This is a genomic window from Arthrobacter sp. CMU6 (genome assembly GCF_059090205.1).
The window spans coordinates 1-24,752 of the sequence record NZ_JBNHFL010000036.1 but is presented as its reverse complement, the minus strand read 5'-3'; the positions used below and the strand labels follow the sequence as shown (position 1 = coordinate 24,752).

Sequence of the window (24,752 nt, the reverse complement as noted above, 5' to 3'; positions counted from 1 at the left end):
GAGCACACTCCCTCCGAAGGATTCCAGCATGACAACGCACAACCCCATAGGCCCCGTCGACGCAACGAAAGTCCCTCGGTTTGCAGGCCTTGGCACCTTTGCCAGACTGCCCCAGATCGACCGCGTTCCGGATTACGACATTGCGATTGTCGGAGTACCGTTCGACGGCGGAACCTCCTTCCGGCCCGGCGCCCGTTTCGGTCCTGCCGCAGTTCGCGAGGCTTCCCGTCTCCTGCGTCCCGGATACCATCCCGAACTCGATGTTGAGCCTGTGCACGAAGTCCAGGTTGTGGACGCCGGGGACATCGCCTGCACGCCGTACGACATCACCCGCGCGGTCCGCGAAATCGAGGAGCAGGCGCTTCCGCTGATCGGCGAGGACAAGAAGCTCATCTCGATCGGCGGCGACCACACCATTGCGTTGCCGGTGCTGCGGGCTTTGAACGCAGTACACGGCCCCGTGGCGTTGCTCCACTTCGACGCCCATTTGGACACGTGGGACACGTATTTCGGCCAGCCGGTCACGCACGGAACGATCTTCCGCCGGGCATTCGAAGAAGGCCTCCTGGTGGAGGACAAGTCCATGCACGTCGGCATCCGCGGGCCGGTCTACGACCGCAACGACTTCCTCCGGGACCACGAATTCGGATTCCAGATCATCCGCTGCTCGGATCTGGACGTCATCGGCGTTCCGGCAGCAATCCAGCAGGTCAAGGACCGGCTCGGCAACACCCCCGTCTACGTGTCCATCGACATCGACGTCCTGGACCCGTCGTACGCGCCGGGCACCGGCACCCCCGAGATGGGCGGACTCCACTCCCGTGAACTTCTGGCACTGCTCCGCGGACTGAACGGCATCAACATAGTGGGCGCCGACGTCGTCGAAGTCGCTCCCGCCTACGACCATGCCGACATCACCAGCGTCGCAGCGGCAACCCTGGTCTTCGACCTTCTCGCGCTGATGGTGAATCGCGGCAGGACTGCCGCTCACGCTGTCCGCGAACTGCAAACAACCTCCAAGGGCGTGTGATGAGCACTCACACAACATCCGCCGCCGAAGTTCCGCGGCTCGAGGACAAGACCATCCAGCCCATTCCGGCCACTGAGCGCCATGGAAAAGCCCGCGATCTTTTCACCATCTGGTTCGGCTCCAACATCATGATCATGACAATCGTGACCGGCGGACTGGCCACCACGGTATTTGGCTTGGACTTTGTAACGGCGATCGCGGGAATCATCATTGGCAACGTGATCGGCGGCATCTTCATGGCGCTGCACTCCGCCCAGGGCCCGCAGCTCGGCGTCGCACAAATGATCCAGACCCGGGGCCAGTTCGGTTCTTTCGGAGCACTGTTGATCGTTGTCATCGTGGTCATCATGTACGTCGGGTTCTTCGCAGCCAACCTGGTCTTTGGCGGGGAAGCCATGGCCGCGGTCAGTCCAGGCATCAGTGTGGACGCCGGCATCATCATCATCGGCCTGGTCAGCGTGGTCGCCACGATTTTCGGCTACCGCCTCATCCACGCTTACGCACGCTTCCTGAGCGTTGTGGCCGGAGCGGCTCTGCTGCTGGCGTTCATCTGGATCGTGTTCGTCCATGGACTCCCGGCAAGCTTCCTGGAGCAGGGCACGTTCAACTGGGTTGGCTTCATGGGCACCGTTTCCGTGTCCGCCCTGTGGCAGCTCGCCTACGCACCTTACGTATCGGACTACTCCCGCTACATGCCCCAGGGAACCGGCTCGGCTCCTGCGTTCTGGGCGTCCTACTCGGGCTGCGTCCTCGGAACACTCTTCCCGATGATCCTCGGTGCCGTGGTGGGAACCCTCGCCGTTGCCCTGAGCGCCGAGGCCGGTAATGTCGAGATCGTCGGCAGCCTGGGGGCGCTGCTCCAGCCATGGACCCTGGCCGTCATTGGCATCTTTTGCCTGGGCGTGGCCGCCTCCAACGCCATGAACCTGTATTGCGGCGTCCTCTGCACCCTCACCATCGGACAGACGTTCCGGCCCACCTGGTTGCCGCACGCCAAGACCCGCAGCATCGCCGCCGTCATCATCTTCACCATCGCGCTCCTGATTGCCCTGTTCGCCCGCGACAACTTCATCTTCTTCTACACGAACTTCCTCGCCTTCCTCATGTACGTCCTGGTTCCTTGGACTGCCATCAACCTCGTGGACTACTACCTGTTGCGGCACGGCGACTACAGGGTTGAGGACTTCTTTCGGCGCGACGGCGGCGTTTACGGACGGTTCAACTGGATCGCCATCGGTTCCTATGTTGCCGGGGCCCTGATCCAGGTCCCGTTCTCTGCAACGGCCCTCTACACCGGCCCGCTTGCGGCAGCGATGGGAGGCATGGATATCTCCTGGATAGTCGGCCTTGTGGTTGTTGCCCCTCTCTACTACTTCACCGCACGCGTCTTCCCGAAAAAGGCCGGTGATCCCGTTCCCACCCCAACACTCGCAAACGACCTGATCTAACCCGGGTTTCTACCGGCCCCATCCACTCCCGCTGCCCAGACAGGCACAGAAAGCAAAAGGTGAAACATCATGACTCTCACTCAAACCTAGCCCTTCACGGTCCGACGCGCCGCCACGGACCACAGCCCCGCCCGCATCCTTCCGCCCACGGGGCACTTCATTGGCGGATCCTTTGTTCCTGGCTCCTCCACAGAGCTCATCGACGTCGTAGACCCCACCACGGGGCAAGTAATCGCCTCTGTTGAGGCGGGCACCGCCGCCGACGTGGACGTGGCGGTTGAGGCGGCCGTCGCAGCACAAAAATCCTGGAGCGCGACGACGCCCAAGGAACGGTCCGAGGTCCTGAACCTGATCGCCAACATCATCGAAGCCAACCGCGAAGCCCTCGAAATCATCGAATCCGCGAACACCGGAAAGCCCCGCACCGTCGCTGAGGACGATGTATCCAGTACCATCGACACTTTCCGCTTTATGGCTGGAGCCTCCCGCACCCTGACGTCCATGGCGGGCGGTGACTACGCAAACGCACACACCTCAGTCATCCTCCGGGAACCCGTGGGCGTGGTGGGCGTCATCACGCCGTGGAACTACCCGCTGCTGATGGCAGCCTGGAAGATCGCGCCCATCCTGGCCGCCGGCAACAGCATTGTCCTGAAGCCATCCGAGCAGACGCCGCTGTCCACTCTGAAGCTGGCAGAACTCCTGGCCGGACGCATCCCGGATGGCATCCTCAACGTCGTCACGGGACAGGGCGGGACCGTCGGCCAGCGTCTCTCCGAGCACCCGGATATTGCCCTCATCGCGTTGACTGGCAGTGTTGCCAGCGGGCAGGCGGTGGCCCAGACAGCAGCAAAATCGGTTAAGCGCGTCCACCTGGAACTTGGCGGCAAGGCTCCCGTTGTTGTATTTCCCGACGCCGACCTCCGCGCCGCTGCCGCAGGCGTACGGAACGCCGGCTTCTGGAATGCCGGCCAGGACTGCGGGGCCGCCTGCCGCGTGCTCGTACACGAATCTGTGTCCGAAGAGTTCACCCAGCACCTGGTAAGGGAAGTCGGCACTTTGGTGATCGGCGCGCCGGAAGCTGGTGACGACGTCGAAATCGGTCCCATGATCTCCCGCCCGCACTTCGAGCGCGTCAAGGCGTCACTGGCCGAAGCAAAAGCCGCAGGGCTTGAGGTGGCGATCGGAGGATCCGCCTTGGAGGGACCTGGCTATTTCATTGAGCCAACCGTGATCACCAACGTCCCGGCCGGCGCACACATCGCCACGCACGAAATCTTCGGTCCCGTGGTCACCGTCGAGACTTTCGGCTCCACCGAAGAGGCCGTTACGCGAGCCAATGAGAGCCCCTACGGCCTCTCCGCCTCAGTCTGGACCCGTGACTCGAGCTTGTCTCTGAACGTGCCCAAGCGGCTCGATTTCGGCACCGTGTGGGTCAACTCGCACCTGGTACTGGCGTGCGAAGTACCGTGGGGCGGGTTCAAGGGATCCGGCTACGGCCGCGACCTTTCGCTCTACGCCCTGGACGACTACTCCCGCACCAAGCACGTCATGATCAATCACGGCGCATGAGCGTCAGACACAGCATCGGAGTTCAGCGATGACCACAGTCAACCTTCCCGGCGCAGCATCAACGCGTGCGGCAACCCCGACCGCTCCCTTCGGGACGGACGTCACGTGGACCAACTGGGGCGGGAACCAGAGCGCAACCCCTGCATTCACTGTCCGCCCGCGGACCGAACAAGAAGCGCTCGACGCCGTCCGTTTCGCCATCCGCGAGGGCCTGCCTGTGCGGGCGGCAGGCTCAGGGCACTCATCGTCGCCGCTGGTCCAGACGGGCGGCGTCCTCATGGACATGTCTGCGCTCTCGGCCATCACCGGAACCGACCGCGTCCGCCGTCGTGCCAGGGCCTTGGCAGGCACGACGATCAACGCCTTCGGGGATCCGCTTTGGGAACAGGGACTGGCACTGGCCAACCAGGGCGACATCGACAAGCAGCAGATCGCGGGCGCACTGGCCACGGGCACGCACGGCTCCGGGAAGGATCTGGGCAGCTTCTCCTCAGCCCTTCGCTGGGTGAGGCTGATCAACGGCTACGGCGAAATCGTCGAAATCGGCGAAGGGCAGCTCCGCGAACTGAGGGCAGCCCAGGTTGCCTTGGGAACCCTTGGGATCTTCCTGGAAGTGGAGCTCGCGGTGGAGGACCGCTACTACCTGCAGGAACAGATCACATACCCCTCATGGGAGGACACGGCGGCGGCATGGCAGTCTGACATCGAGTCGAACCGGCACTACTCGTTCCTCTGGTGCCCAGAGGACGACTCATGCGAACTCCTGGACCTGCCGGGCTCACCTGACCACCCTATGGGAAACCGCAGCTACACCAAACGGTACAACGTGGCGACGGTCCAGGACGAGGCAGGAATCTCCACTGTTGAAGGCGCGCGTTTGGACCGTTCATATCGTATTTATCCGGACGGCTTCACCACACCATTCCACGAGCTCGAGTACTTTGTGCCCAGCGAACTTGGCCTCACCGCCGTCGAGGCCATCCAAGACCTGATCCGCGCCAAACACCCCGGCCAGAGATATCCCGTGGAGGTCCGTTGGGTGAAATCCGACGAAGGGTACGTGTCTCAGTTCCAAGGCCGTGACAGCACCGTCATCACCCTGACCACAGAACCAGGAACCGACTACTGGCAGTTCTTCCGGGACGCCGATGCGGTGCTGGATGACTTCGAGCCCCGGGCCCACTGGGGCAAAATCCACTTCATGACCAGAAGCCGTTTGGAGCGCCTCTATCCGGAGCTGGATACCTTCATCCAAGTCCGGCGCGAGTTCGATCCCCGGGGAACGTTCCTCAACGACCACACACGCTCGCTGTTCGGATAATTTCGGCAGCTTCGGCGTCAACGGGTGTACCGGGCGATCTTCCGCCCGGTACACCCGTATGCAAAAGTCAGTCGTTGACCAGCTCAGCTTTGGCATTCGCCGGCGCCACAACGTCGCGGACCTTCTTGCCGCGGGCATAACCCACGAGTCCCAGGGCCAGGATGCAGCCGAGTGTGCCGAGCGCGAAGGCCTCGAAGGTGAATTGCGGGACGCCCCACGTTGCCTCGAAGTCGTATTCCAGGCCGAAGAGGACCTCGAGTGTTCCGGGGAAGATCGCCACCCACGAGCCGATCAGGATCCAGACGAAGCAGATGGCACCCAGGATGCGGAAGCCGGTGTCCGAGACGGGCACCTTGAAGGGCCTGGCGGTCAGGGGGTATTTGCTCCGCAGCCGGACGGCGGCCGGGATGGCCAGAAGGTAGCTGAGGAGGAACGTTGAGATGGCGATGGACAGGACCACCCCGAACAGTGCGCTGCTGGTCCCGCTGAGCTGCATGGCCGCGAGCATAAACAGCGTGGCCACCACCCCGGAGAGCGTGTTGACGCGGATCGGCGTGCCCAGCTTGGGGTGGAAGCGGCCGAAGAAGCCCCCGAAGAAGGAGCCGTCGGCGGCGGCCATGGCTTGCATGCGGTCGCTGATGATCATCCATGCCGCGCCTTGCGACACGAGGACGAAGCAGAAGACCACCGCTGAAATGGCAAGCATGACCTCAGCGGCCGGGCCGAACACGGTGTAGACGGTGGACACTGCGCCGAACAGCCCGCCGATGCCTGTGATCTGGTCGAGCGGCACCACCAGCAGGATGGCCAGGATCGGCAGGAGGTAGCTCGCGGCGGCGATCATGGAAGAGCGCGCGACCGAGATGGGAACATCCTTGGCCGGGTTCTTCATCTCCCCCGCGGCGCTGTTGCCGGACTCGAAGCCAAGGAACGAGAAAAGCAGCAGCGGGGTGACGCCCAAGAAGCCGGCCAAGGTGGGTGAGAAGAAGCCGAGTTCAAGTCCGTTGAAACCGTGCTGCAGCCCATAGACCATGGTGACGATGATGAAGAAGGTCAGGAACGCGACCTTGAGGATGGCTCCGAGCGAGGGCAGCCATTTACCGTGCTTCAAACTGACAATGGCTGAGGTCACCGTGATCCAGATGAAGACCAGCTTGAAGATGTAGTCGCTGACGCTGCCCGCCTCCACATGGCCCACGTATTCGGACCACGTTTCCACTGCCACAAACGCCATGGCGCCGCCCACCCAGACCGGCTGCGTTACCCAGGTGAAAAGCGACGTGATGGCCGCGACAACGCGGCCGAATGCCATCCTGGTCCAGACGTACACGCCACCTTCTTCGGTGAACGCGCCGCCGGTCTCGGCGAAGATCAGGCCATAAGGAACCATGAACGTGACGGCCAGGATGAGGGTCCAGGTGAAGGTTTCGCCGCCGAACCCGGAGACCTGGCCCAAGACTTCCACGGAGATGACGGCCGCGACCACCAGCAACAGGATGTCGAAGCGGCCGAGGGATTTCTGCAGATGCTGGCTTTGCTCCAGGGCAAGGCGCGTTGTGGAGGCTATTGGCTGATCCATGATGGGTCCTTTGCTACTGCTTAAGGCGCTACTGCGCAAGAAAGGTGAGAGGGATGGTTGCAGCGTAGGCTGGTGAAATGCATCGCGTAAACTAAAGAATCACGATGCGAATCATCGTTTTTTCAGATGCATTTCATCAGCCGAACTGGATCCACGTGGTCTTCGGTGCGGTGTAGTTGTCGAAGGCGTGCAGGGACAGATCGCGGCCGAATCCGGACTGTTTGAAACCGCCGAAAGGCGTGGTGTTGCCCAGCGCGTCCACAGTGTTCACGGATACTGTTCCCGCAGTCAACTCCCCCGCCACCCGGTGGGCCCGGGACAGGTTCGAGGTCCACACGGACGCTGCCAATCCATAGTCTGTGGCGTTCGCCAGCCGCACCGCCTCGTCCTCGGTGTCGAAGGCGTGCAACACAGCCACGGGCCCGAAGATCTCCTCGCGGTGGACATCGTGCCCGGCCCCAAGGCCGCCCAGCAGCGTGGGCTCCAGATAGGCATCAGAGCCACGGATCTCGCGCCGCCCGCCCCCGAAAAGCACCTCACCCTCGGCGCGGCCGCGTGTGATCCAGCCTTCGACGTCGTCTGTGTGCGCCCTGCTGATCAGGGCACCGTTGCCTGCCAGGCCGGCAAGCGGATCTTCCGGCCGGTAGGCGTCCGCGGCGTCGGCCAGCAACGCAGCAAACTGGTCATGGACATCCCGCTGCACCAGGATCCGCGAGTTGGCGGAGCAGACTTGGCCCTGATTGTAGAAGGCGCCGAAGGCTGCCTTCGCTGCGGCAGCGGCGAGGTCGGCCGTGTCGGCAAAGACGATGTTGGAACTCTTGCCGCCGGCTTCGAGGCTGAGCCGCTTGAGGTTGCTTCGACCGGAGGCCTCCAGCAGAGTTCGGGAGACGGCGGTCGAACCGGTGAACGCCAGGGCGTCAACGTCCATGTGGTGCGCCAGCGCCGCGCCCACTTCCCTGCCGGAGCCGGTGACGATGTTCAGGACGCCGTCCGGCAGCCCGGCTTCAGTGGCCAGGTCGGCAAGTCGCAACACGCTCAGGGACGTCTGCTCGGCCGGCTTGAGCACCAGTGTATTTCCGGCGGCAAGCGCCGGAGCCAGCTTCCAGACCGCGATTTCGAGCGGGAAGTTCCACGGAACAATGGCGGCCACCACGCCCAGCGGCTCGCGCGTCACCAGCGCGGTAGCCCCGGGCGGGACTGCAGGCAGTTCCCCGCCCTGCTTGTCCGCCGCCTCCGCATACCAGCGCAGCGTGGAAATGGCGCCGGGCACATCCACGGTGGTGGTTTGCAGAATGGGCTTCCCGCTGTCCAATGTCTCCAGGAGTGCCAGTTCGTCGGCATGCCGTTCCATCAGCGCGGCCAACGCAAGCAGGAATCCCTTCCGCCCTTCGGCGCCCATGCGGGACCATGACCGGAAGGCGCGCCGTGCGGCAGCCACCGCGCGGTCGACGTCGGCGGGCCCGCATGCAGTCAGCTCGGCCAGCACGCGGCCATCGATGGGGCTGGTGGTGGGCCGGGACTGTTTCCCGCTTGCGGTTGCGCGGCGGCCGTCGATGAAGGCCCTGCCGTCGATGGCCAGGGCGTTCGCCCTGCCCTGCCAGTCAAGGGAAAGTGTGGCGGAAGTGCTGTTCACAGTAGCTCCTGGGGTTGGGGTTTCGGAGGCGGTTCAGTACGTGGTCGCTAAGGTTCGACGGCGGCACGGACTGCGGTGCCGATCGTTCCGGACGGCTTGCGCCGGGCCAGGCGGAGCGCCGCTGAAGCGCTCATGAGGCAAAGCAGTTCAACGGCGATGAGGGTAAGCATCACGTGCTCATGGCCCGGCGAGGATGCGGGGCCGCCATTGCCGTGATGGCCCGCGGCGCCGGGCGTCACCAGCAAGACCAAATGAATGAGGATCATGCCGGCACTCATCGCCAGCAGGTGCCCGGCGGCACGCCCGGCGCAGAGCCGTCCCCCCAGCACCGGTGCGGCGCAGGCCAGGCAGGCGGCACCCATGGCAGCCGTCCACCAGGCCGTCAATCCCGCCGGACCGCTGGCGGCCGCCACCACGTGGGCGGTGGCGCTGCCCGCCGCGGCAGTGCCGACGATTCCCGTTGGAACGAGGGCGCCCGGAAAGCGCATAAGGCGAGAGCGGTTTCGCTGGTCCATGGTTCTCCTGGCTGCCGGCGTGGCGGGGGTCGGGGACTTTACGCGGGGCTTGTGAGGTGGGTAACATCAAAGCGTTGGTTGAACAGTTGTACCATCAAAATCCGACTTCAGGAAGTGCCATGACCCTTCAGACCACCCCCTTGGCCACACCGGCGCAGATGCCGCAGCACCCCCTTGAGCAGCTCTCGGCCGGGGAAATCCACGATGCCCGCCGGATCCTGGCGGAGGCCGGGCTCGTGGCCGAGACCACCCGCTTCGCTTACCTTGGCCTGATCGAGCCGCCGAAGAGTGCCCTCCGAAGCAATGACACCGATTGCGTTCGCCTGGTCCGGGCCATGCTCTGGGACGCCTCGCAGTCCCGGTCCCTCGACGTCCGCCTTTCCCTGACCAGCGGCCTCGTACTGGACAAGCGTGAACTCAATCCGGAAACGGACGGCCAGCTGCCGGTTCTCCTGGAGGAATTCGGGCTCATCGAGGACATCCTGGCCGGCGACCCGCAGTGGAACGCGGCCCTTGCCGCCCGCGGCCTGACCCCGGCACAGGTGCGCGTCGCTCCCCTGTCGGCGGGCGTCTTCGAGTACGGGAATGAGGACGGCAAGCGGCTGCTGCGCGGCCTCGGATTCCGCCAGGACCACCCCGCGGACCACCCGTGGGCCCATCCGATCGACGGCCTGGTGGCCTTCGTCGATGTGCAGAACCGGCGGGTCAACCACCTGATCGACGACGGCCCGGTCGCCGTCCCGGAGGTCAACGGCAACTACACGGACCCCGCGGTCCACGGCGAGCTCCGCACGGATTTGAAGCCGATCGAGATCACGCAGCCCGACGGGCCCAGTTTCACGCTGGAGGGCAACCACCTTTCCTGGGCCGGCTGGGACCTGCGCGTTGGCTTCGACGCCCGCGAAGGGTTGGTGCTCCAACAGCTCCACCACTCCCACAAGGGACGGAGGCGTCCGGTAGTCCACCGCGCATCAATCTCCGAGATGGTGGTCCCGTACGGCGACCCCTCCCCCTACAGGAGCTGGCAGAACTACTTCGACTCCGGCGAATACCTCGTGGGCCGCGATGCGAACTCACTCAAGCTCGGTTGCGACTGCCTCGGCGACATCACCTACATGTCCCCCGTGGTGGCCGACGACTTCGGCAATCCACGCACCATCGAGAACGGCATCTGCATCCACGAGGAAGACACAGGAATCCTTTGGAAACACACCGATGAGTGGGCCGGCTCCAACGAGGTCCGCCGCAACCGCCGCCTGGTGGTCTCCTTCTTCACCACCGTGGGCAACTACGACTACGGCTTCTACTGGTACCTCTACCTGGATGGCACCATCGAGTTCGAAGCGAAAGCAACGGGCATCGTGTTCACGGCAGGGCTCCCGGACAAGGACTACGCCTACGCGTCGGAGATCGCCCCGGGCCTTGGCGCTCCCTACCACCAGCACCTCTTCAGCGCCCGGCTGGACATGATGGTCGACGGCGACACGAACCGTGTTGAGGAACTGGACCTGGTGCGCCTGCCGAAGGGCCCGGGCAACCCCCACGGCAACGCCTTCACCCAAAAGCGCACCCTGCTGGCCCGCGAGTCTGTTGCTGTGCGCGACGCCGATGGCGCCAAAGGCCGCGTGTGGCACATCAGCAACCCGGAGTCACTGAACCACCTCGGCCACCCGGTGGGCTACACGCTCTACCCTGAAGGCAACCCCACCCTGGCCATGGCGGATGATTCCTCGATCGCATCCCGGGCTGCATTCGCCCGGCACCACCTCTGGGTCACACGGCACGCGGAGGAGGAGCTTTACGCGGCAGGCGACTTCGTCAACCAGCACCCGGGCGGCGCCGGGCTTCCCGCCTACGTGGCACAGGACCGTGACATCGACGGCCAGGACCTTGTGGTGTGGCACTCCTTCGGATTGACCCACTTCCCCCGCCCCGAGGACTGGCCCATCATGCCTGTGGACACCACCGGCTTCACCCTGAAGCCGCACGGCTTCTTCGACGAGAACCCAACACTGAACGTGCCGCCGTCGGCTGCCGGCCACTGCGGTACCGGAAACGAAGGCGGGCATGGCGCCAGCGGAGGCACCGCCGTCGGGCATTCCGGCCCGGGCCACTGCGCCCACTGAACCTGCAGGCACTGACGCCAGTCCACGCCGCGGGGACGCGCAGGCGCGTCCCCGCGGTGGTAGGGTGCTCACGGTCCCAGCCACGAACCGCCGCGAACGAAGGAGCAGCATGCCCCGCTTGGTCGATCACCAGGAACGGCGCCGTTCCATCATCGAGACCACGTGGCGGTTGATCGCGGGGCAGGGCATCGAGAATGCCAGCATGCGGGACATTGCGCGCGAATGCGGGTATGCGGCACCGGGCGTGCTGGCCCATTACTTCCCGAGCAAGGATGCCCTGCTGCTGGCCTCGTACGAACTGATCTGCGAGCGGACCAACGAACGGATCGCCGCGGGCACCGCCGGACGCCGGGGTCTTTCGGCGCTGCGCAGCCTCTGCCTGGAAATCATTCCGGCCGATCCCCTCACCGTGGTCGAAGCCCGCGTGGCGGTCTCCTTCTGGCAGCGCGCGCAAACGGAGGACGCGCTGCGCGCCGTCGGGCGGGAGGCGCTGCTGCAATGGCGTGGTCTGGTGATGGGTTTCCTCGCCCAGGCAGAGCACGACGGCGAATGTGAACCTTTGACGGATCCGGACGCGGTTGCCGATGAGTTGCTGAACATCATGATGGGCCTGCACGTGACCGCCATGCTGGATCCGGATGCCGTCACAGGTTCGCGGCAGCGTCATCTGGTGGAGCGTGCGCTGACGCGGCTCGTGTCCCGGCAGCCTGGCGCGTGATGCGCCGGATGCGGCCGTAGCCCGGGTTCAGATTCTGAAGCCCGGGCCACGGATTGCGTGATGGTTGTGTCAGTGACGAATGGGCGCGTTGGCGGCCGGCGCGGTTTGGCGGGGTGCCGTTTGGATGTCTTCTTCCCCGAGAAGGTCCTTGCCCTTGCTTTCCTTCATGCTCAGCACGGCCGCCAGTCCAATCAGGCCAACGAGAATGAGGTAGAACGCAGGCATCATTTCGTTGCCTGTCTGGGCAATGAGCCAAGTCAGGACGTATGGCACAGTACCGGCAAAGATGGCCGCGGTGACGCTGTAGGCCACCGAGAGGCCGGTCTGCCGCGTCCGGGTTGGGAAGAGTTCTGCTGCCGCCGCAGCATGGACACCGAGAATAAGGGCCAAAATGATGCCCAAGCCGATGGTGCTAACGATGCCCGCCCAGGACGTGCCGGAGTGCATGATCAGGAACAGCGGATATGCCAGCACCACCAGGGAAATGGCCGCGGCGATCAGTATCGGCTTCCGGCCGATCCGGTCAGAAAGCGCGCCAATCAACGGTACAAGGACGAGCCCGGCCACGGATGCGGCGGTGGAGAGCAGGGCGGCCGTGCCGGCGTCGAAGCCCAGGACCTTTTCCTGGTAGGTCAGGAGGTAAACGAGCACCACATAGAAGGTCACGTGCATCATGATTTCCAGGCCGCTCATCTGTAGGAGCTGCTTCCAGTGCCTGGTGAACACCTCCTTGACCGGGCTCTGCGGGACGTTGTCCAGCTGCTCGAGTGACCGGAATTCTGGAGTGTCCTCGATCCTGGAACGGATGTAGAAACCGATGATGCCCATCGGAACTGCGATCAGGAACGGAATCCGCCAGCCGCCGTCGGCAATGGTTTGGGCGTCCATGACGCTGGTCAGGACGAAGACCACCAGGGATGCCGCCAGGAAGCCAAGGAGACTGCCGAACTCCAGCCAGCTGACGCCGAAACCGCGGTGTTTCCTTGGTGAATACTCTGCGAGGAACGCCGCCGCGCTGCCGAATTCGCCGCCCGCGGCGAGCCCCTGGACCACGCGTGCTGCAACGAGCAGGACGGGTGCCCACAGGCCGATCGCGTCGTAGGTAGGCAGGAGTCCGACCACCAGTGTCGCCGCGCTCATGGAGAGGATGACGATGGAAAGTGTCTTCTTTCGTCCGATCCTGTCGCCCAGTGTTCCGAAGACGAGTGCGCCCAGGGGACGGACGCCGAAGCTGATGGCGAAGACCGCGAAGACGGAAAGCAGCGCCGCTGTGCTGTCCTGTTGGGGGAAGAAGACGACGGCGATAGTGGAGGCGAGATAGGCGTAGATGGCCCACTCAAACCAGTGGACAAAGACGCCGATCGAACCGGCAGCAACGCTGGTGCGCAAGCCCTTCCGGCTGATCTGCCCCTCGATATTGTTGGTGTTCACACTTCCTCCTGGAGGAAAAGATCCGATGCTGGGATGGGGAGAGCGAGTTCACGGTGGTCGACGCTGACGACCGGCAGAACTGCGCCACCAGAACACGTGACCCGGGTCACGCCCGAATACTGGCATTACCATTTTCGAACGCGCTTGCTCAATCTGTCGAATAGATTTTTGATGCGAATTGCATCTGCTGATCAGATGCAGCGCCGCCGCAAACTTATGAGCGGGCGGATCTTGCGGCAACGATCTGATGCCTTACCGCCTGGGCTACCGCCCGCACCCTGGCGGTTGGACGGTGTGACTTCAGGTGGGCCAGGACGGTCTTGAGCTCAGGCACGTCGTCGCGGATTTCGACGGCGGCCAGCTTGCCGCCGTCGTACGTCAACTGGTGCTGCGGCCGCTGGTGAAGGATTGAATAGCCCAGTCCGCGGGCCACGAATGTACGCACGGTTTCATAGCTGGCCGAGCGGAACCGGATGTCCGGCTCCTGGCCGCCCAGGCGGGCGATTGAAAGCATGAGGTCGCGCGTGTGGGGCAGATCGAGCAGCACAAAGGACTCCCCGCCCAGCGCCGAGAGCGGCACGCTTTCCGCCCCGGCAAGCTTGTGATCCGGCGGAAGCGCCACGTAGGGCCTGACCGTATCCACCACTGATGTGGCGATAACGTCCGGCAGGCCAAGGTCGTAGCACAGCGCCAAGTCCGCCTGACCGCTGAGCAGCGCATTGATGCACCCCGGGGTATCGGTCTCGATGACTTCCGTTTCAAGGGCAGGATGGTCTTCCCGCAGCTTGGTCAGGACGCCGGGCAGCAGGAACGGCGCAAGGGTGCTGAAACAAGCAATGCGGATGCGGCCGGCAACACTCTGGTGCTCTCCGCGGGCGTGATCAATGCTTTCTTCAACCTGCGCCAGGATCGCTTGGGCGTCGCGAACGAAGAGCTCGCCGGCCGGCGTCAGCACCAGGCCTTTGGAGCGCTGCCTGATGAAGAACTGCGTTCCCACGTGGCGTTCAAGCTGGGCGATGGCAGCCGATACGGCGGATTGCGCAACGTTGAGCCGTGCAGCCGCGCCCGTCATGGACAGCTGCGATGCCGCTTCCACAAAATAGCGCAATTGGGTGAGCGTCACATCCATTGGACGAGCATACACCGTTCATCAGAATTATCGATGCAATCCCTCTAAAAGAACTGTTGGACAGATTCAATGCCCCCACAGGAAGCTGAAGGATACGAGCATCCGCTACAAACAGGATTGAAAGGCAGCTGCCAAGTGAAGCACCAGCGTATACGCACGTTCAATACGAAAGACACCTACCCCGAGCAGAACCTGGACAACGATCTCTGCCAGGCAGTAGTGGCCAACGGCGTGGTCTATCTCCGGGGCCAGATCGGCCAGGATCTTGAGACGCGCGAGTCCGTGGGTATAGGTGACGTCGAAGCGCAGACGGAAAAGGCCATGGCCAACATCGACATGCTGCTCAAGGAAGCCGGTAGCAGCCTGGAGGACATCGTCAAGGTGACTGTCTACCTTATTGACCCGCGCTACCGGGAAACTGTGTACCGGACGATGGGCCGCTGGCTCAAGGGCGTGTTCCCCGTATCAACCGGAATCGTTGTCCAGGCACTGGCGCGCCCCGAGTGGCTCGTGGAGATTGACGCCACCGCAGTGCTCTCAGCGGAGGGACAGGCATGACCTTCAGCATCGCCGCCACAGACGGGCAAGGCAGGTTTGGCATCGCTGTCTCCTCGTCCTCGCCCGCCGTCGCCGCACGCTGCGCGCACCTTCGTGACGGCGTCGGCGCAGTCAGCTCCCAGAACATCACTGATCCCAGGCTGGGCTATGCCCTGCTTGACCGGCTCCAGGCGGGTTATTCCGCACAAGAGGCGATAGCCGCCGTCGTTCATGAATCACCTGCTGTCGACTACCGGCAGCTGGTGGTCCTGGACGCAGAAGGCGGGTCAGCCGTGTTCAGCGGGGCACACACCCTGGGCGTGTTCGGGGAGGGCCGTGGTGCGAACAGTGTGGCCGCCGGCAACATGCTTGCGCATCAGGGCGTTGCCCAGGCTCTCTGCGATGCGTTTGAAGCCACGTCAGGGGAACTGGAAGTGCGCCTCATGGCTGCCCTTCGCGCGGCCGAGGCAGCCGGCGGTGAGGCTGGGCCTGTCCGCTCGGCCGGCCTCTCGGTGGTCTCCGGCCACGGGTGGCGGGACACTGACCTGCGGGTGGACTGGCATAAGAACCCGATCGCGGAGCTCGAGCAACTCCTGGAGGTCTGGCTTCCGCAGCGGCAGGACTACGTGATCCGCGGGCTCGACCCGGCGTCTTCCGTAGGTTATGGAGTGGCGGGCGATGAGCGCTGAATCTGCTGCCGGCGTGAGTCCGGCCGTTCTGGGTAGGCAGCCCGGGCAGCGCGGTCAGAGTGTCCGGGTTTTGGCGGCCGTCCGCGCACAGCAGGCGGACCTGACCCGGCTTTCGGAGACACTTCACGCCAACCCGGAGCTCGGTTGGCAGGAACACCGCGCCGCCGGGTGGACGGCTGCTTACCTGGCTTCCCACGGGTTCGACGTGGAAAAGGAGTACCTCGGCTTCCCCACCGCAATACGGGCCGTCTTGGGAACCGGCGCGCGGCGCATTGGGCTCATGGCCGAGTACGACGCACTTCCCGGCCTCGGGCACGCGTGCGGCCACAACATCATCACGGCCATCTCGTGCGGCGCCGCTGTTGCCCTGGCAGGGTTTGCCGCCGAGCGGGACCTGACCGTAGAACTCTACGGAACGCCGGCGGAGGAAGGTGGCGGCGGGAAGATCGAGCTGCTCAAGAAGGGCGCCTTCCTGGGACTGGATCTGGCCATGATGGCGCACCCAAGCCCCGTCGACTCCGCCGAAGCCCGTCCCTACGCCGTGGCCCACAACCACGTGGAATACCGGGGTAAGTCGGCTCATGCTGCCGCGTATCCCGACCAGGGCGTTAATGCCAACGATGCCTTCATCGTCGCCCAGGTCGCCTTGGGTCTCCTCCGCCAGCAACTGCCCGCCGGCACCCGCGTCCACGGCATCCAAACGCGCGGCGGTGAAGCGCCCAACGCCATACCGGAAAAGACCGAGGGCCGCTGGTACGTCCGTGCCGAGTCGCTCGCCCAGCTGGGGAAGCTCGAAGAGCGGGTCCACCGCTGCTTCGAAGCCGGGGCTCTGGCCTCCGGCTGCGAGCTGTCAGTTACCCCGGAATCGGAACCGTACTCGGAGTTCCGCACGGACCCGCGGGCGCTTGAGTTGTATGTCAGGCATGCGGAATCCCTTGGCAGGGACTTCAACGCCCCTCCCGAGCAAGCGACCATGAACCGGGCCTCAACCGACATGGGCAACGTGTCCCAGGTGGTTCCGGCCATCCACCCCTATATAGGGCTCGGCTGTTTCCCTGCGGCCAATCACCAGCCCGAATTCGCCTCCCACTGCGTCGGGGAGGCAGCCAACCTTGCCATCCATGATGGCGCGGCCGCCTTGGCGCTCACTGCGCTGGACTACCTGGCGGAGTAGCCAGGCATTTGCACGTGTGGACTTCTACGGAACAGGACCATGACAGATCAACTATCCTCCCCAGCCGCGGGGCCGCGGCGTGAGCGCGACAGTCTCGGGGACGCTGATGTCCCCGCGGATGCCTACTGGGGCATCAGCACCCTGCGGGCGGTAGGGAACTTCCCCGTCAGCGGGCGGAGCATCGGCACCCTGCGTTCCCTGATATGGGCGCTGGGTGCCGTGAAGTATGCGGCAGCCCGCGCCAATGAAAGCCTGGACCTCCTTGATCCGGACAAATCCGCTGCCATACAAAAGGCCTCCCGGGAGGTTATGGACGGGCTCTGGGACGACCAGTTCGTCGTCGACACCATCCAGGGCGGCGCGGGGACCAGCACCAACATGAACGCCAACGAGGTCGTAGCTAACCGCGCCCTTGAACTGATGGGGCATAACAAGGGCGACTACGCTGCGCTGCACCCCATTGATGACGTCAACCGCAGCCAGTCAACCAACGACGTGTATCCGACCGCCGTCAAGATCGCCCTTCAGCGGGAAATCTCAGAGTTCTGTGCCGAGCACGGCAGGCTCATAGCGGCATTCGATGCCAAAGCTGCGGAGTTCTCCGGCATCATCAAGGTGGGCCGCACCCAACTCCAGGATGCAGTGCCCATGTCCATGGGGCAGGAGTTCGGGGCATTCGCCGAAACCCTGCGTGAGGACGGAACCCGGCTCCTGGAACTCCTGCCGCACCTGCGCGAATCCAACCTCGGAGCAACCCCCATCGGTACTGGCATCACCGCTCCCCCGGGATACCGTGACGCCGTGCTACGTGAGCTCAATTCGGTCACGGGCCTGCAGCAGACCTCTGCTGCCAACCTCGTGGAGGCCACCAGCGATACCGGCGTTTTTATGCTCGTGTCAGGAGTGCTCAAAAGGGCCGCGGTGAAGCTTTCCAAGATCTGCAACGACCTTCGGTTGCTCTCCTCTGGTCCCCAAGCAGGCTTCGCAGAGATCTTCCTGCCCGCAGTCCAGGCGGGGTCGTCCATCATGCCCGGCAAGGTTAACCCGGTCATCCCCGAGATGGTCAACCAGGTCGCCTTCCGTGTGATCGGCGCCGATGCAACGGTGACCATGGCCGTGGAGGCCGGCCAGCTTCAGCTCAACGCCTTCGAGCCGGTCATCGCTGACTCCCTACTTGAGTCGATAGCCTGGCTGACGGTCGCCTGCCGTCAGCTCCGGACCCACTGCGTAGATGGCATCACACCGAACACGCAGGTGCTGCAGCAGCGGATGTCCGACTCGATAAGCGTGGTCACCGGCCTTGCCCCCTTGATCGGCTACGCCGCCGCGGCCGAGCTGGCCAAGGAGGCACTTGCTTCTCATCGCGGCATTGCCGAGCTGGTGATCGAGCGTGGACTGCTTGACCGGCAGAAGATGGAGCATGCTCTTTCGGCGAGGGCGCTGGCCGGGCTGGGCTGACGCCGGAGCCGTCCGCCATGGGCCCGCTGCGTGGATTTCCTGCCACGCAGCGGGCCTTTTGTGTGCGCGCCGGTTCTGGTTGCGCCGGGCTTCTGTCACCGCATGCAGGACGCCCTTCACCTCCTTTTGCAGGACCGTCAACCACCTGGCAGGAACGTCAAGGGACCATGCCTCCGTGGCATGGTCCCTTTGACTGCGCGTTGCTATCGGTGCGTGGTCCGCTCCCGTGGCGTCAGACGGCTCCGCTGGATACCAGCGAGTGCTGATCGTTGTGGGCCAGGTAGCTCCGCTGGATGGCGATCTGGTCGGCAACGTACTTGGCGTCGTGCCATACCCCCCAAATAAAGCTCGAGCCCCGGCGTGACTGCCACGGCAGTCCGAGGAAGTAGACGCCCGGCTCGGTGGAAACTCCGCGTTGCTGCTGCGGCCTGCCCTTCTCGTCGAACGCGTCCACTTGCAGCCAGCTGTAATCGACGGCGAAGCCGGTGGCCCAGACAATCGAGCCAACACCGGCGCCAGCGAGGTCGAGCTCCAGAATGGGGTGGGTGACGCTGTCCGGATCGGGTCCCAGGATGCGGGCGTCGGGCTCCTCCGGAAGATCAAGTCCGTTGCGCTCGATGTACGCGTCAGCCTCGTCGAGCAGCCCCAGGTAGTGGGCGTCGCCGTTAGCGATGTTGGTGCGGAGATCCCCGGCAAAGCGCATGCTGCCGTCCTGGAACGCTTCGGTCCGGCCGACGAGCTTGATGCCATCCGCGGCAAGGGCGCGGAAGTCGACCGTGTGGCCGCCGTCGGCACCGCTCACGGCGATCGTTACGTGTTCCGCGCCCGCCGCCGGGGTGGAAGCGTCCCACATGCCGAGCACGCCGAGCCACCAGCAGAAGTCGCGTCCGCGGTAGCTCCGCGGGGGCCGGTCGTGCGGCCCCACCGAGAGGAAGACCTGCCGGCCTGACCGCTGGATTTCCGCGGCGATCTGCACGCCCGAAGATCCGGCACCCACAACCAGAACGGCGCCTTCCGGCAACTGGGCCGGGTTCCGGTAAGAGCTGGAGTGGATCTGCACGAGGTCGGCAGTTTCGGGAACGACGGCGGGAATCACCGGGCGCTGGAACGGCCCCGTTGCTGCGACGACGTAGCGTGCATCGAAGTTCCCGTCCGAGCTCTGCACATGGAATCCGGGTGCACCGACTTTCCTGCGCACGGATGTCACCTCCACGCCGCAGCGGATGGGTGCGCCGATCTTCTCTGCATAGGCAACGAAGTAATCCGCTACCTGCTCCTTTGACGGGAACGCCCCCGGCTCAACGTCGGTGAATTCCAGGCCCGGAAAGCGGTCATGCCACGCCGGCCCGTTCGCAACCAGGGAGTCCCACCGCATTGTGCGCCACCGCTCGGCGATACGGTGCCGCTCCAGAACCAGATGCGATATCCCGCGTTCGCTCAGATGCTCGCTCATCGCAACCCCGGCTTGACCGGCCCCGACGACGAGGACCTCAACCTCTTGGCTAATCATGTGGATCTCCTAAATTCAGCAAAGTAGCCGCAGCGTTCCTCCACGCGTGCGACGCGGAAGCCGCACGCACAGCCTGACCCTTCCTTGGGGATTTGGCTGGAATTGCGGCCGCTGCGGCTCTCATAAGTGACGGTTGATCCATTTTCACTTGGGTGAAGTGCATCTGCATAGCTCATAAAATAGGGCAATCACATCTGAAATAGTGATGCTCGCTGCGGCGGAAGTCCGCCTGCCGTCACGGACGGGCATGGAGCAAATGTCGTCTACGACGGCTGGTATTCCTTCTGGGGCATCCGCATGTGCTCTTCGGCGAGTTTGATCATGGCCTGGGTTCCGGGCGAGAGGCTCGGTTCTGAAGAAGGTTCAGGGCCGCCGTCGACATCGGCGCCGGCCCCGGCGTAGGCTGGCAACATCGGCGCATGTGCCCGGCGACTCTGCGTCGATACCCCAATCGATGAAGGAGGACCAATGAGTGCCGTACGTGAATTCATGACGACGAATGCACAGTGTATTAGGGAGAACCAATCCCTTGCAGATGCCGCACGGATGATGCTGGATCTGGACTGCGGATCGTTGCCAATCTGTGGCGACGACGGCAAGTTGAAAGGCATGATCACCGACCGGGACATCGTGCTCAAATGCGTGGCCATGGGCCGCGACCCGCGCGAGATGCCGGCCAGCGACCTCGCCATGGGCAAGCCACACTGGATTGACGCCGATGCGAACGTCGACGCCGCCATCGAAATGATGGAGAAGTACCAGGTGCGGCGGCTCCCAGTCATTGCCGACCACAAGTTGGTTGGCATCATCAGCCAGGGCGACATCGCGCGCAACTACTCGGAGGAGCGTGTGGGCGAACTGGTGGAGCACATTTCGGAACGCAGCCGAATGCAGTCGAGCAGTTCATAAACGAGATCATCAGCAGACAAGCGCCACGGAGTATTCTCCGTGGCGCGTTTTTGTGCCCCCACCCTGGACCCTCTGACCAGGTTGGACACATAGTTGCCTTCTAAGCATCATATGTTGCATAGTCGTCATGTGATTGGAATCACTCCTATCACTAGGCCGGCGCACCCCGGCCGCGTCCCGGGACGGGACACCGTGCCAGACCAACACTGGAGAACCATGAGCCTGCAGTTAACCCCGGACGAAGTCACTTCGGCGGCATCCCGTATCGTTATGGCCTTTGCCGCCATGGACGACGACACATACTTCGCCTCGTTCGACCCGGCGGCCACATTCATCTTCCACGGGACCCCTGCACGGCTCAGCAGCCGTGCCGACTACGAATCGCAATGGCGGACCTGGGTATCCGAAGGATGGAAAGTGATCGCCTGTCACAGCAGTGATCCGTTCATCCAGATCTATGGCACAACCGCGGTCTTTTCCCACAGCGTGGCAACCACCACAGAAGAACAGGGGCAGCGGACAACCACTGAAGAACGCGAGACCATCCTGTTCACCCGCTCCGGCTCCGACGGCATCCTGGCCGTTCACGAGCACCTTTCACTCAACACTTTCTGATCACGGAGTCGACCAATGACCTCAGAAGCATCCAACCAGCCCAAGGCGCGGGCCGGCGCACCCCTGATTGAGATACGCTCCATCGACTGGGTTCCGGATAACGAACGGCACGGCAAGCTGTGGCACCAGACGCCGCTGTGGTTCCTGGGCAACTTCCAATACTTCTCCATTCCGATCGGATTCATCGGCCCCTCGATGGGCCTGAGCCTGGGATGGACCGTCGTCGCGAGCGTCCTTGGCATCGCGGTCGGAACGGTCTTCATGGCCTTCCATGCCTCGCAGGGCCCCACCATGGGCCTTCCGCAGATGATCCAGTCGCGCGCCCAGTTCGGATACCGGGGCGTGGTGATTCCTTTGATCGCCACCCTTTTCACCTACGTGGCTTTCAACGTCGTTGACACCGTACTCCTCAGTGACGGCCTAAGCAGCGCCTTCGGCTGGAACCCGGCCGTCATCGCCGTCGTCGCGGCCCTCGGTGCGGCAGCTCTGGCGATTTTCGGCCACGACTGGGTGCACAAGGCCTTCCGCGTGCTGCTCTATGTTTCCCTGCCGCTCATGCTGATCCTGACCATCGGGGTCATCTCCGGCAACGCCGGCGGAGCCGAAAGCACCACTGAGTATGGCTTCAACTGGGGTGCGTTCATGGCGCAGTTCGCCGCGGCAGCAGCGTACAACATCACCTACGCACCTTATGTTTCCGACTATTCGCGCTACCTGCCGGCAAAGACCAGGAGCCGGTCCGTTATCGCAGCCGTGTTCTTCGGCGCATCCTCCTCCGCGATCTGGCTGATCATCCTGGGGGCCTGGCTGGCAATCCGGCTCGGTGCCACCGACGGCCTCGCCGGCCTCCAGCTGGCCGGAAACACTGTGTTCCTCCACCTTGGCGACGCCACCGCGCTGCTCTCGGCCCTCGCGCTGGCGGCCACCATGGGGATGAACGCCTACGGCGGGATGCTCACAGTGCTGACCACCATCGATTCCATCCGGCCCATCAAACCGACCCGCAAAGCCCGGATCATCACCGTCCTCATCCTGACTGCTGTGTGGTACCTCATCGCCAGCATGATCACCTCCGGGGCTGTTGCCACAGTCTTCTCCGCCCTGACCCTGATGTTGTATCTGCTGGTCCCGTGGACGGCGACGAACCTGGTGGATTACTTCCTGGTCCGCAAGGGCCATTACGCCATCACGGACCTGTTCACCCCCACGGGCATCTACGGAGTCTGGGCATGGCGTGGTCTGGTCGCCTTCGCCATCGGTCTCATGGCCGAAATCCCGTTCATGGTGCTGCCCCAGATCGGTTCCTGGAGCTACACGGGGCCAATCGCCGACGCACTTGGCGGTGTCGACATCGCCTGGCTCGTCGGTCTCCTGGTCACGTCGGTTGTCTATTTCCTGCTCAGCCGCTCGCTGGACCTTACCGCGGAACGGACCGCGTTGGCCCGCAGCGAGCAGCAACTCGGCCATGGTGCACCGGCACCGACCGCGCGGCACTGACGGACCTGGGGGTCATGTCACCGGCGCATCCTTCCCGATGCGGCCGTAGCCATCAGCAGGGACGGGTCATTACCAATGACCCGCCCCCTGCTTCGCTATCAGCCTCGCTGGGCCATCCCGCAGGCCTCTGCCTGATTTGATGGCCGCCCCAATTCGGTTGGGAGCGGCCCGGGGAACGTCTGTCCTGTGAAGCCGAAGCATCAGCCGCGGAGAGAGACCTCGGAAAATGAGATCTCGGGGAGAGACCCATCATCGGCTTCAACCCAAGCGGTGAAGTCTGCGTACGACATAAATGAGTAGTAGTCGCAGAACCTCGCACACCCTCTTTCGTAGGTGCCCACCCTAGTAAGAACTCCTCCTTTCTTGTTCGTCCAATCAGTACAACTGACATTGCGGATTGCGCATTCCCGAGACACGAACAAGGTCCGACAGTGCAGTACTCCAGCCCAAGCAGGCACTCGGCCGCGACCGGCGGAACCCCGCGCTCCATGTCCTTGGATCCGGCACTTTGGGGTCGGTGGCTGTTGTTTTTTGGGCAGGGCGCCTGCGTCAATGGATCTTGCCAGCCCCAGGCGCCGGTGCAATTAAATCTATGTCAGTGGATATAGATCGACTTGCTCATAAGCTAAGCCGGACAAGCACCATAACTCACACGCATACGGCGCTGAAGAGGTTTTGAAGGGAGAGTGGTCTGCGTGGTGACGATCGCTGTGGTGGTTGGCAGCACCCGGCCCGGCCGGCGGAGCAAGCAGGTAGCGGACTGGGTGCTGGCCAGGGCAACGTCGCGGGGCGGTGCCGAATTCGAGATGCTGGACCTGGCTGATTACGACCTGCCCCTGCTGGACGAGCTGATGCCGCCGTCGCTGGGCAACTACCAGCACGAACACACCAAGTCCTGGGCGGCCGCGGTTGCGCGGTTCGATGGGTTCATTTTCGTCACAGCCGAGTACAACCACTCCGTTCCAGGTGTCCTGAAGAACGCCCTGGATTACCTGTACGAGGAATGGAACAACAAGGCTGCAGGTTTCGTTTCCTACGGCAGCGCCGGCGGAGTCCGGGCGGCGGAAAACCTGCGCCTGATTGCCGGTGAACTGCAGATCGCCGACGTCCGCGCCCAGGTGGTGTTGCCCTTCGCCACGGAATTCGAAAACTTCACCAGGTTCACGCCCAGCAACGCCGCGGAAGAAGCCCTGGAACCACTCCTTCAGCAACTCATTGACTGGGCAACAGCGCTGAAGACACTCCGCGTGTAACCCGGCCCTGGGGACTGTGGTCCTCGCGGAAACTCCTCGTGACTAGGTGCATTGCAGGCACGGGCCACGTAACGAGAGGAAGTTCCTATGAACGCCCGGAAACCAACATCACGCCCTATCGTCCACATGGGCGGGATCGTGTGTGCGGCCGCCGTACTCGCAACGATCCTTTCGGGATGCACGGCTCCGTCATCACCGCAGTCTTCGGGCAGTGCCGAAGCCAGCGCATCAGGGGGTGATTCAGGTAGTGCACCAGGAGGCCGGATCACGCCGGACCAGCCGACCCAAACGCAAACATCACCGGCAGGGGGCGGTGGCCCGGGGACCGGTCAAGGGCCGGTCGATATTCCCGCAATTGTCAGCAACGTCCAGCCGTCTGTCGTGACTGTCTTCACCGACGGCGGGCTGGGAAGCGGCGTGGTGTATTCGAAGGACGGTTTGATCATCACCAACGAGCACGTGGTGCGCGGAAACAGCGCTGTGGAGGTGGGCTTCGCCGATGGCCGCCGGATGGCCGGAACGGTACGGGCAACGGACCCGGTCTCGGATCTTGCCTTGGTGGAGGCAAAGCGGACGGGCCTCCCGGCCGCCAAATTCCAGTCTGCCCT

22 protein-coding genes are annotated in these 24,752 nt (G+C 63.8%); 15 read left to right on the top strand and 7 right to left on the bottom strand.

Translation table 11 applies throughout. The features are described 5' to 3' along the window. Positions 1-28 precede the first annotated feature (28 nt). The 4 genes from speB (at position 29) to AC5RWD_RS20310 (ending at position 5,371) form a co-directional block, all read left to right on the top strand. Positions 29-1,030, top strand: coding sequence for an agmatinase (speB, locus tag AC5RWD_RS20325; RefSeq protein ID WP_494021743.1), 1,002 nt, complete (start codon positions 29-31; stop codon positions 1,028-1,030). After that, positions 1,030-2,478, top strand: a complete 1,449-nt coding sequence (locus AC5RWD_RS20320; protein ID WP_494021742.1) for a purine-cytosine permease family protein — start codon at positions 1,030-1,032, stop codon at positions 2,476-2,478. Before speB ends, AC5RWD_RS20320 begins: the two co-directional genes overlap by 1 nt. 135 nt (positions 2,479-2,613) lie before the next feature. Beyond that, positions 2,614-4,050: an aldehyde dehydrogenase family protein gene (locus AC5RWD_RS20315; RefSeq protein WP_494021764.1), complete on the top strand. Its 1,437-nt coding sequence runs from the start codon at positions 2,614-2,616 to the stop codon at positions 4,048-4,050. Positions 4,051-4,078: 28 nt separating this feature from the next. Next, positions 4,079-5,371 carry a D-arabinono-1,4-lactone oxidase gene (locus AC5RWD_RS20310; protein WP_494021741.1) on the top strand — a complete coding sequence of 431 codons (1,293 nt, stop codon included), beginning with the start codon at positions 4,079-4,081 and terminating at the stop codon, positions 5,369-5,371. Between the two features lie 67 nt (positions 5,372-5,438). On the opposite strand, the gene AC5RWD_RS20305 is transcribed toward AC5RWD_RS20310, so the two are convergent. The 3 genes from AC5RWD_RS20305 to AC5RWD_RS20295 all read right to left on the bottom strand — a co-directional run bounded on the left by AC5RWD_RS20305 (position 5,439) and on the right by AC5RWD_RS20295 (position 9,098). Next, the gene (locus AC5RWD_RS20305; protein ID WP_494021740.1) at positions 5,439-6,950 is read right to left on the bottom strand and encodes an APC family permease; all 1,512 of its coding nucleotides are present in this window, start codon (positions 6,948-6,950) and stop codon (positions 5,439-5,441) included. A gap of 136 nt (positions 6,951-7,086) precedes the next feature. Further along, the gene (locus tag AC5RWD_RS20300) at positions 7,087-8,583 is read right to left on the bottom strand and encodes an aldehyde dehydrogenase family protein (protein ID WP_494021739.1); all 1,497 of its coding nucleotides are present in this window, start codon (positions 8,581-8,583) and stop codon (positions 7,087-7,089) included. A 47-nt stretch (positions 8,584-8,630) separates the two neighbouring features. Then, on the bottom strand, positions 8,631-9,098 hold the full coding sequence (locus tag AC5RWD_RS20295; protein ID WP_494021738.1) for a hypothetical protein: 468 nt from the start codon (positions 9,096-9,098) through the stop codon (positions 8,631-8,633). 119 nt (positions 9,099-9,217) lie between these two features. On the opposite strand from AC5RWD_RS20295, the gene AC5RWD_RS20290 reads away from it, so the two are divergent. Together AC5RWD_RS20290 and AC5RWD_RS20285 are read left to right on the top strand one after the other, a co-directional pair. Further along, positions 9,218-11,224, top strand: a complete 2,007-nt coding sequence (locus tag AC5RWD_RS20290) for a primary-amine oxidase (RefSeq protein WP_494021737.1) — start codon at positions 9,218-9,220, stop codon at positions 11,222-11,224. Between the two features lie 109 nt (positions 11,225-11,333). Next, positions 11,334-11,942, top strand: coding sequence for a TetR/AcrR family transcriptional regulator (locus AC5RWD_RS20285; protein ID WP_494021736.1), 609 nt, complete (start codon positions 11,334-11,336; stop codon positions 11,940-11,942). A 69-nt stretch (positions 11,943-12,011) separates the two neighbouring features. Here the strand turns inward: AC5RWD_RS20285 and AC5RWD_RS20280 are convergent, their stop codons facing one another. After that, entirely contained in the window at positions 12,012-13,373 is a 1,362-nt protein-coding gene (locus AC5RWD_RS20280; RefSeq protein WP_494021735.1) for an MFS transporter, read from the bottom strand. A gap of 214 nt (positions 13,374-13,587) precedes the next feature. Next, the gene (locus AC5RWD_RS20275; protein ID WP_494021734.1) at positions 13,588-14,502 is read right to left on the bottom strand and encodes a LysR substrate-binding domain-containing protein; all 915 of its coding nucleotides are present in this window, start codon (positions 14,500-14,502) and stop codon (positions 13,588-13,590) included. A gap of 135 nt (positions 14,503-14,637) precedes the next feature. Between AC5RWD_RS20275 and AC5RWD_RS20270 the strand changes: the two genes are divergently transcribed. From AC5RWD_RS20270 to AC5RWD_RS20255, 4 genes are read left to right on the top strand one after another with little or no spacing between them, the layout of a single operon-like run. Continuing rightward, positions 14,638-15,060, top strand: a complete 423-nt coding sequence (locus tag AC5RWD_RS20270; protein ID WP_487439854.1) for a RidA family protein — start codon at positions 14,638-14,640, stop codon at positions 15,058-15,060. After that, positions 15,057-15,728, top strand: a complete 672-nt coding sequence (locus AC5RWD_RS20265) for a DUF1028 domain-containing protein (protein WP_494021733.1) — start codon at positions 15,057-15,059, stop codon at positions 15,726-15,728. Before AC5RWD_RS20270 ends, AC5RWD_RS20265 begins: the two co-directional genes overlap by 4 nt. After that, positions 15,718-16,902 carry a M20 family metallopeptidase gene (locus AC5RWD_RS20260; protein WP_494021732.1) on the top strand — a complete coding sequence of 395 codons (1,185 nt, stop codon included), beginning with the start codon at positions 15,718-15,720 and terminating at the stop codon, positions 16,900-16,902. Before AC5RWD_RS20265 ends, AC5RWD_RS20260 begins: the two co-directional genes overlap by 11 nt. A gap of 39 nt (positions 16,903-16,941) precedes the next feature. Then, positions 16,942-18,360, top strand: coding sequence for an aspartate ammonia-lyase (locus AC5RWD_RS20255; RefSeq protein WP_494021731.1), 1,419 nt, complete (start codon positions 16,942-16,944; stop codon positions 18,358-18,360). 232 nt (positions 18,361-18,592) lie between these two features. Here AC5RWD_RS20255 and AC5RWD_RS20250 read toward each other — a convergent pair whose 3' ends face one another. Together AC5RWD_RS20250 and AC5RWD_RS20245 are read right to left on the bottom strand one after the other, a co-directional pair. Beyond that, positions 18,593-19,870, bottom strand: coding sequence for a flavin-containing monooxygenase (locus tag AC5RWD_RS20250; RefSeq protein ID WP_494021730.1), 1,278 nt, complete (start codon positions 19,868-19,870; stop codon positions 18,593-18,595). 263 nt (positions 19,871-20,133) lie between these two features. Then, the gene (locus AC5RWD_RS20245; RefSeq protein ID WP_494021729.1) at positions 20,134-20,283 is read right to left on the bottom strand and encodes a hypothetical protein; all 150 of its coding nucleotides are present in this window, start codon (positions 20,281-20,283) and stop codon (positions 20,134-20,136) included. A gap of 55 nt (positions 20,284-20,338) precedes the next feature. Between AC5RWD_RS20245 and AC5RWD_RS20240 the strand changes: the two genes are divergently transcribed. The 5 genes from AC5RWD_RS20240 to AC5RWD_RS20220 all read left to right on the top strand — a co-directional run. Next, positions 20,339-20,779, top strand: a complete 441-nt coding sequence (locus AC5RWD_RS20240) for a CBS domain-containing protein (RefSeq protein ID WP_494021728.1) — start codon at positions 20,339-20,341, stop codon at positions 20,777-20,779. A gap of 216 nt (positions 20,780-20,995) precedes the next feature. Continuing rightward, positions 20,996-21,394: a YybH family protein gene (locus tag AC5RWD_RS20235; protein ID WP_494021727.1), complete on the top strand. Its 399-nt coding sequence runs from the start codon at positions 20,996-20,998 to the stop codon at positions 21,392-21,394. A gap of 15 nt (positions 21,395-21,409) precedes the next feature. Then, on the top strand, positions 21,410-22,891 hold the full coding sequence (locus tag AC5RWD_RS20230; RefSeq protein ID WP_494021726.1) for a purine-cytosine permease family protein: 1,482 nt from the start codon (positions 21,410-21,412) through the stop codon (positions 22,889-22,891). A gap of 695 nt (positions 22,892-23,586) precedes the next feature. Continuing rightward, positions 23,587-24,144 (top strand): NADPH-dependent FMN reductase, encoded by a 558-nt coding sequence (locus AC5RWD_RS20225; RefSeq protein ID WP_494021725.1) that lies wholly within the window; start codon positions 23,587-23,589, stop codon positions 24,142-24,144. A 381-nt stretch (positions 24,145-24,525) separates the two neighbouring features. After that, positions 24,526-24,752, top strand: a 227-nt coding sequence (locus AC5RWD_RS20220) for a trypsin-like peptidase domain-containing protein (protein WP_494021724.1), incomplete at its 3' end; no start/stop codon positions are given.

Coding starts and splice junctions, on each gene's coding strand:
- speB (WP_494021743.1), top strand. CDS start 29: ATGACAACGCACAACCCCATAGGCCCCGTCGACGCAACGAAAGTCCCT.
- AC5RWD_RS20320 (WP_494021742.1), top strand. CDS start 1,030: ATGAGCACTCACACAACATCCGCCGCCGAAGTTCCGCGGCTCGAGGAC.
- AC5RWD_RS20310 (WP_494021741.1), top strand. CDS start 4,079: ATGACCACAGTCAACCTTCCCGGCGCAGCATCAACGCGTGCGGCAACC.
- AC5RWD_RS20305 (WP_494021740.1), bottom strand. CDS start 6,950: ATGGATCAGCCAATAGCCTCCACAACGCGCCTTGCCCTGGAGCAAAGC.
- AC5RWD_RS20295 (WP_494021738.1), bottom strand. CDS start 9,098: ATGGACCAGCGAAACCGCTCTCGCCTTATGCGCTTTCCGGGCGCCCTC.
- AC5RWD_RS20290 (WP_494021737.1), top strand. CDS start 9,218: ATGACCCTTCAGACCACCCCCTTGGCCACACCGGCGCAGATGCCGCAG.
- AC5RWD_RS20285 (WP_494021736.1), top strand. CDS start 11,334: ATGCCCCGCTTGGTCGATCACCAGGAACGGCGCCGTTCCATCATCGAG.
- AC5RWD_RS20275 (WP_494021734.1), bottom strand. CDS start 14,502: ATGGATGTGACGCTCACCCAATTGCGCTATTTTGTGGAAGCGGCATCG.
- AC5RWD_RS20265 (WP_494021733.1), top strand. CDS start 15,057: ATGACCTTCAGCATCGCCGCCACAGACGGGCAAGGCAGGTTTGGCATC.
- AC5RWD_RS20260 (WP_494021732.1), top strand. CDS start 15,718: ATGAGCGCTGAATCTGCTGCCGGCGTGAGTCCGGCCGTTCTGGGTAGG.
- AC5RWD_RS20255 (WP_494021731.1), top strand. CDS start 16,942: ATGACAGATCAACTATCCTCCCCAGCCGCGGGGCCGCGGCGTGAGCGC.
- AC5RWD_RS20250 (WP_494021730.1), bottom strand. CDS start 19,870: ATGATTAGCCAAGAGGTTGAGGTCCTCGTCGTCGGGGCCGGTCAAGCC.
- AC5RWD_RS20245 (WP_494021729.1), bottom strand. CDS start 20,283: ATGTTGCCAGCCTACGCCGGGGCCGGCGCCGATGTCGACGGCGGCCCT.
- AC5RWD_RS20240 (WP_494021728.1), top strand. CDS start 20,339: ATGAGTGCCGTACGTGAATTCATGACGACGAATGCACAGTGTATTAGG.
- AC5RWD_RS20235 (WP_494021727.1), top strand. CDS start 20,996: ATGAGCCTGCAGTTAACCCCGGACGAAGTCACTTCGGCGGCATCCCGT.
- AC5RWD_RS20230 (WP_494021726.1), top strand. CDS start 21,410: ATGACCTCAGAAGCATCCAACCAGCCCAAGGCGCGGGCCGGCGCACCC.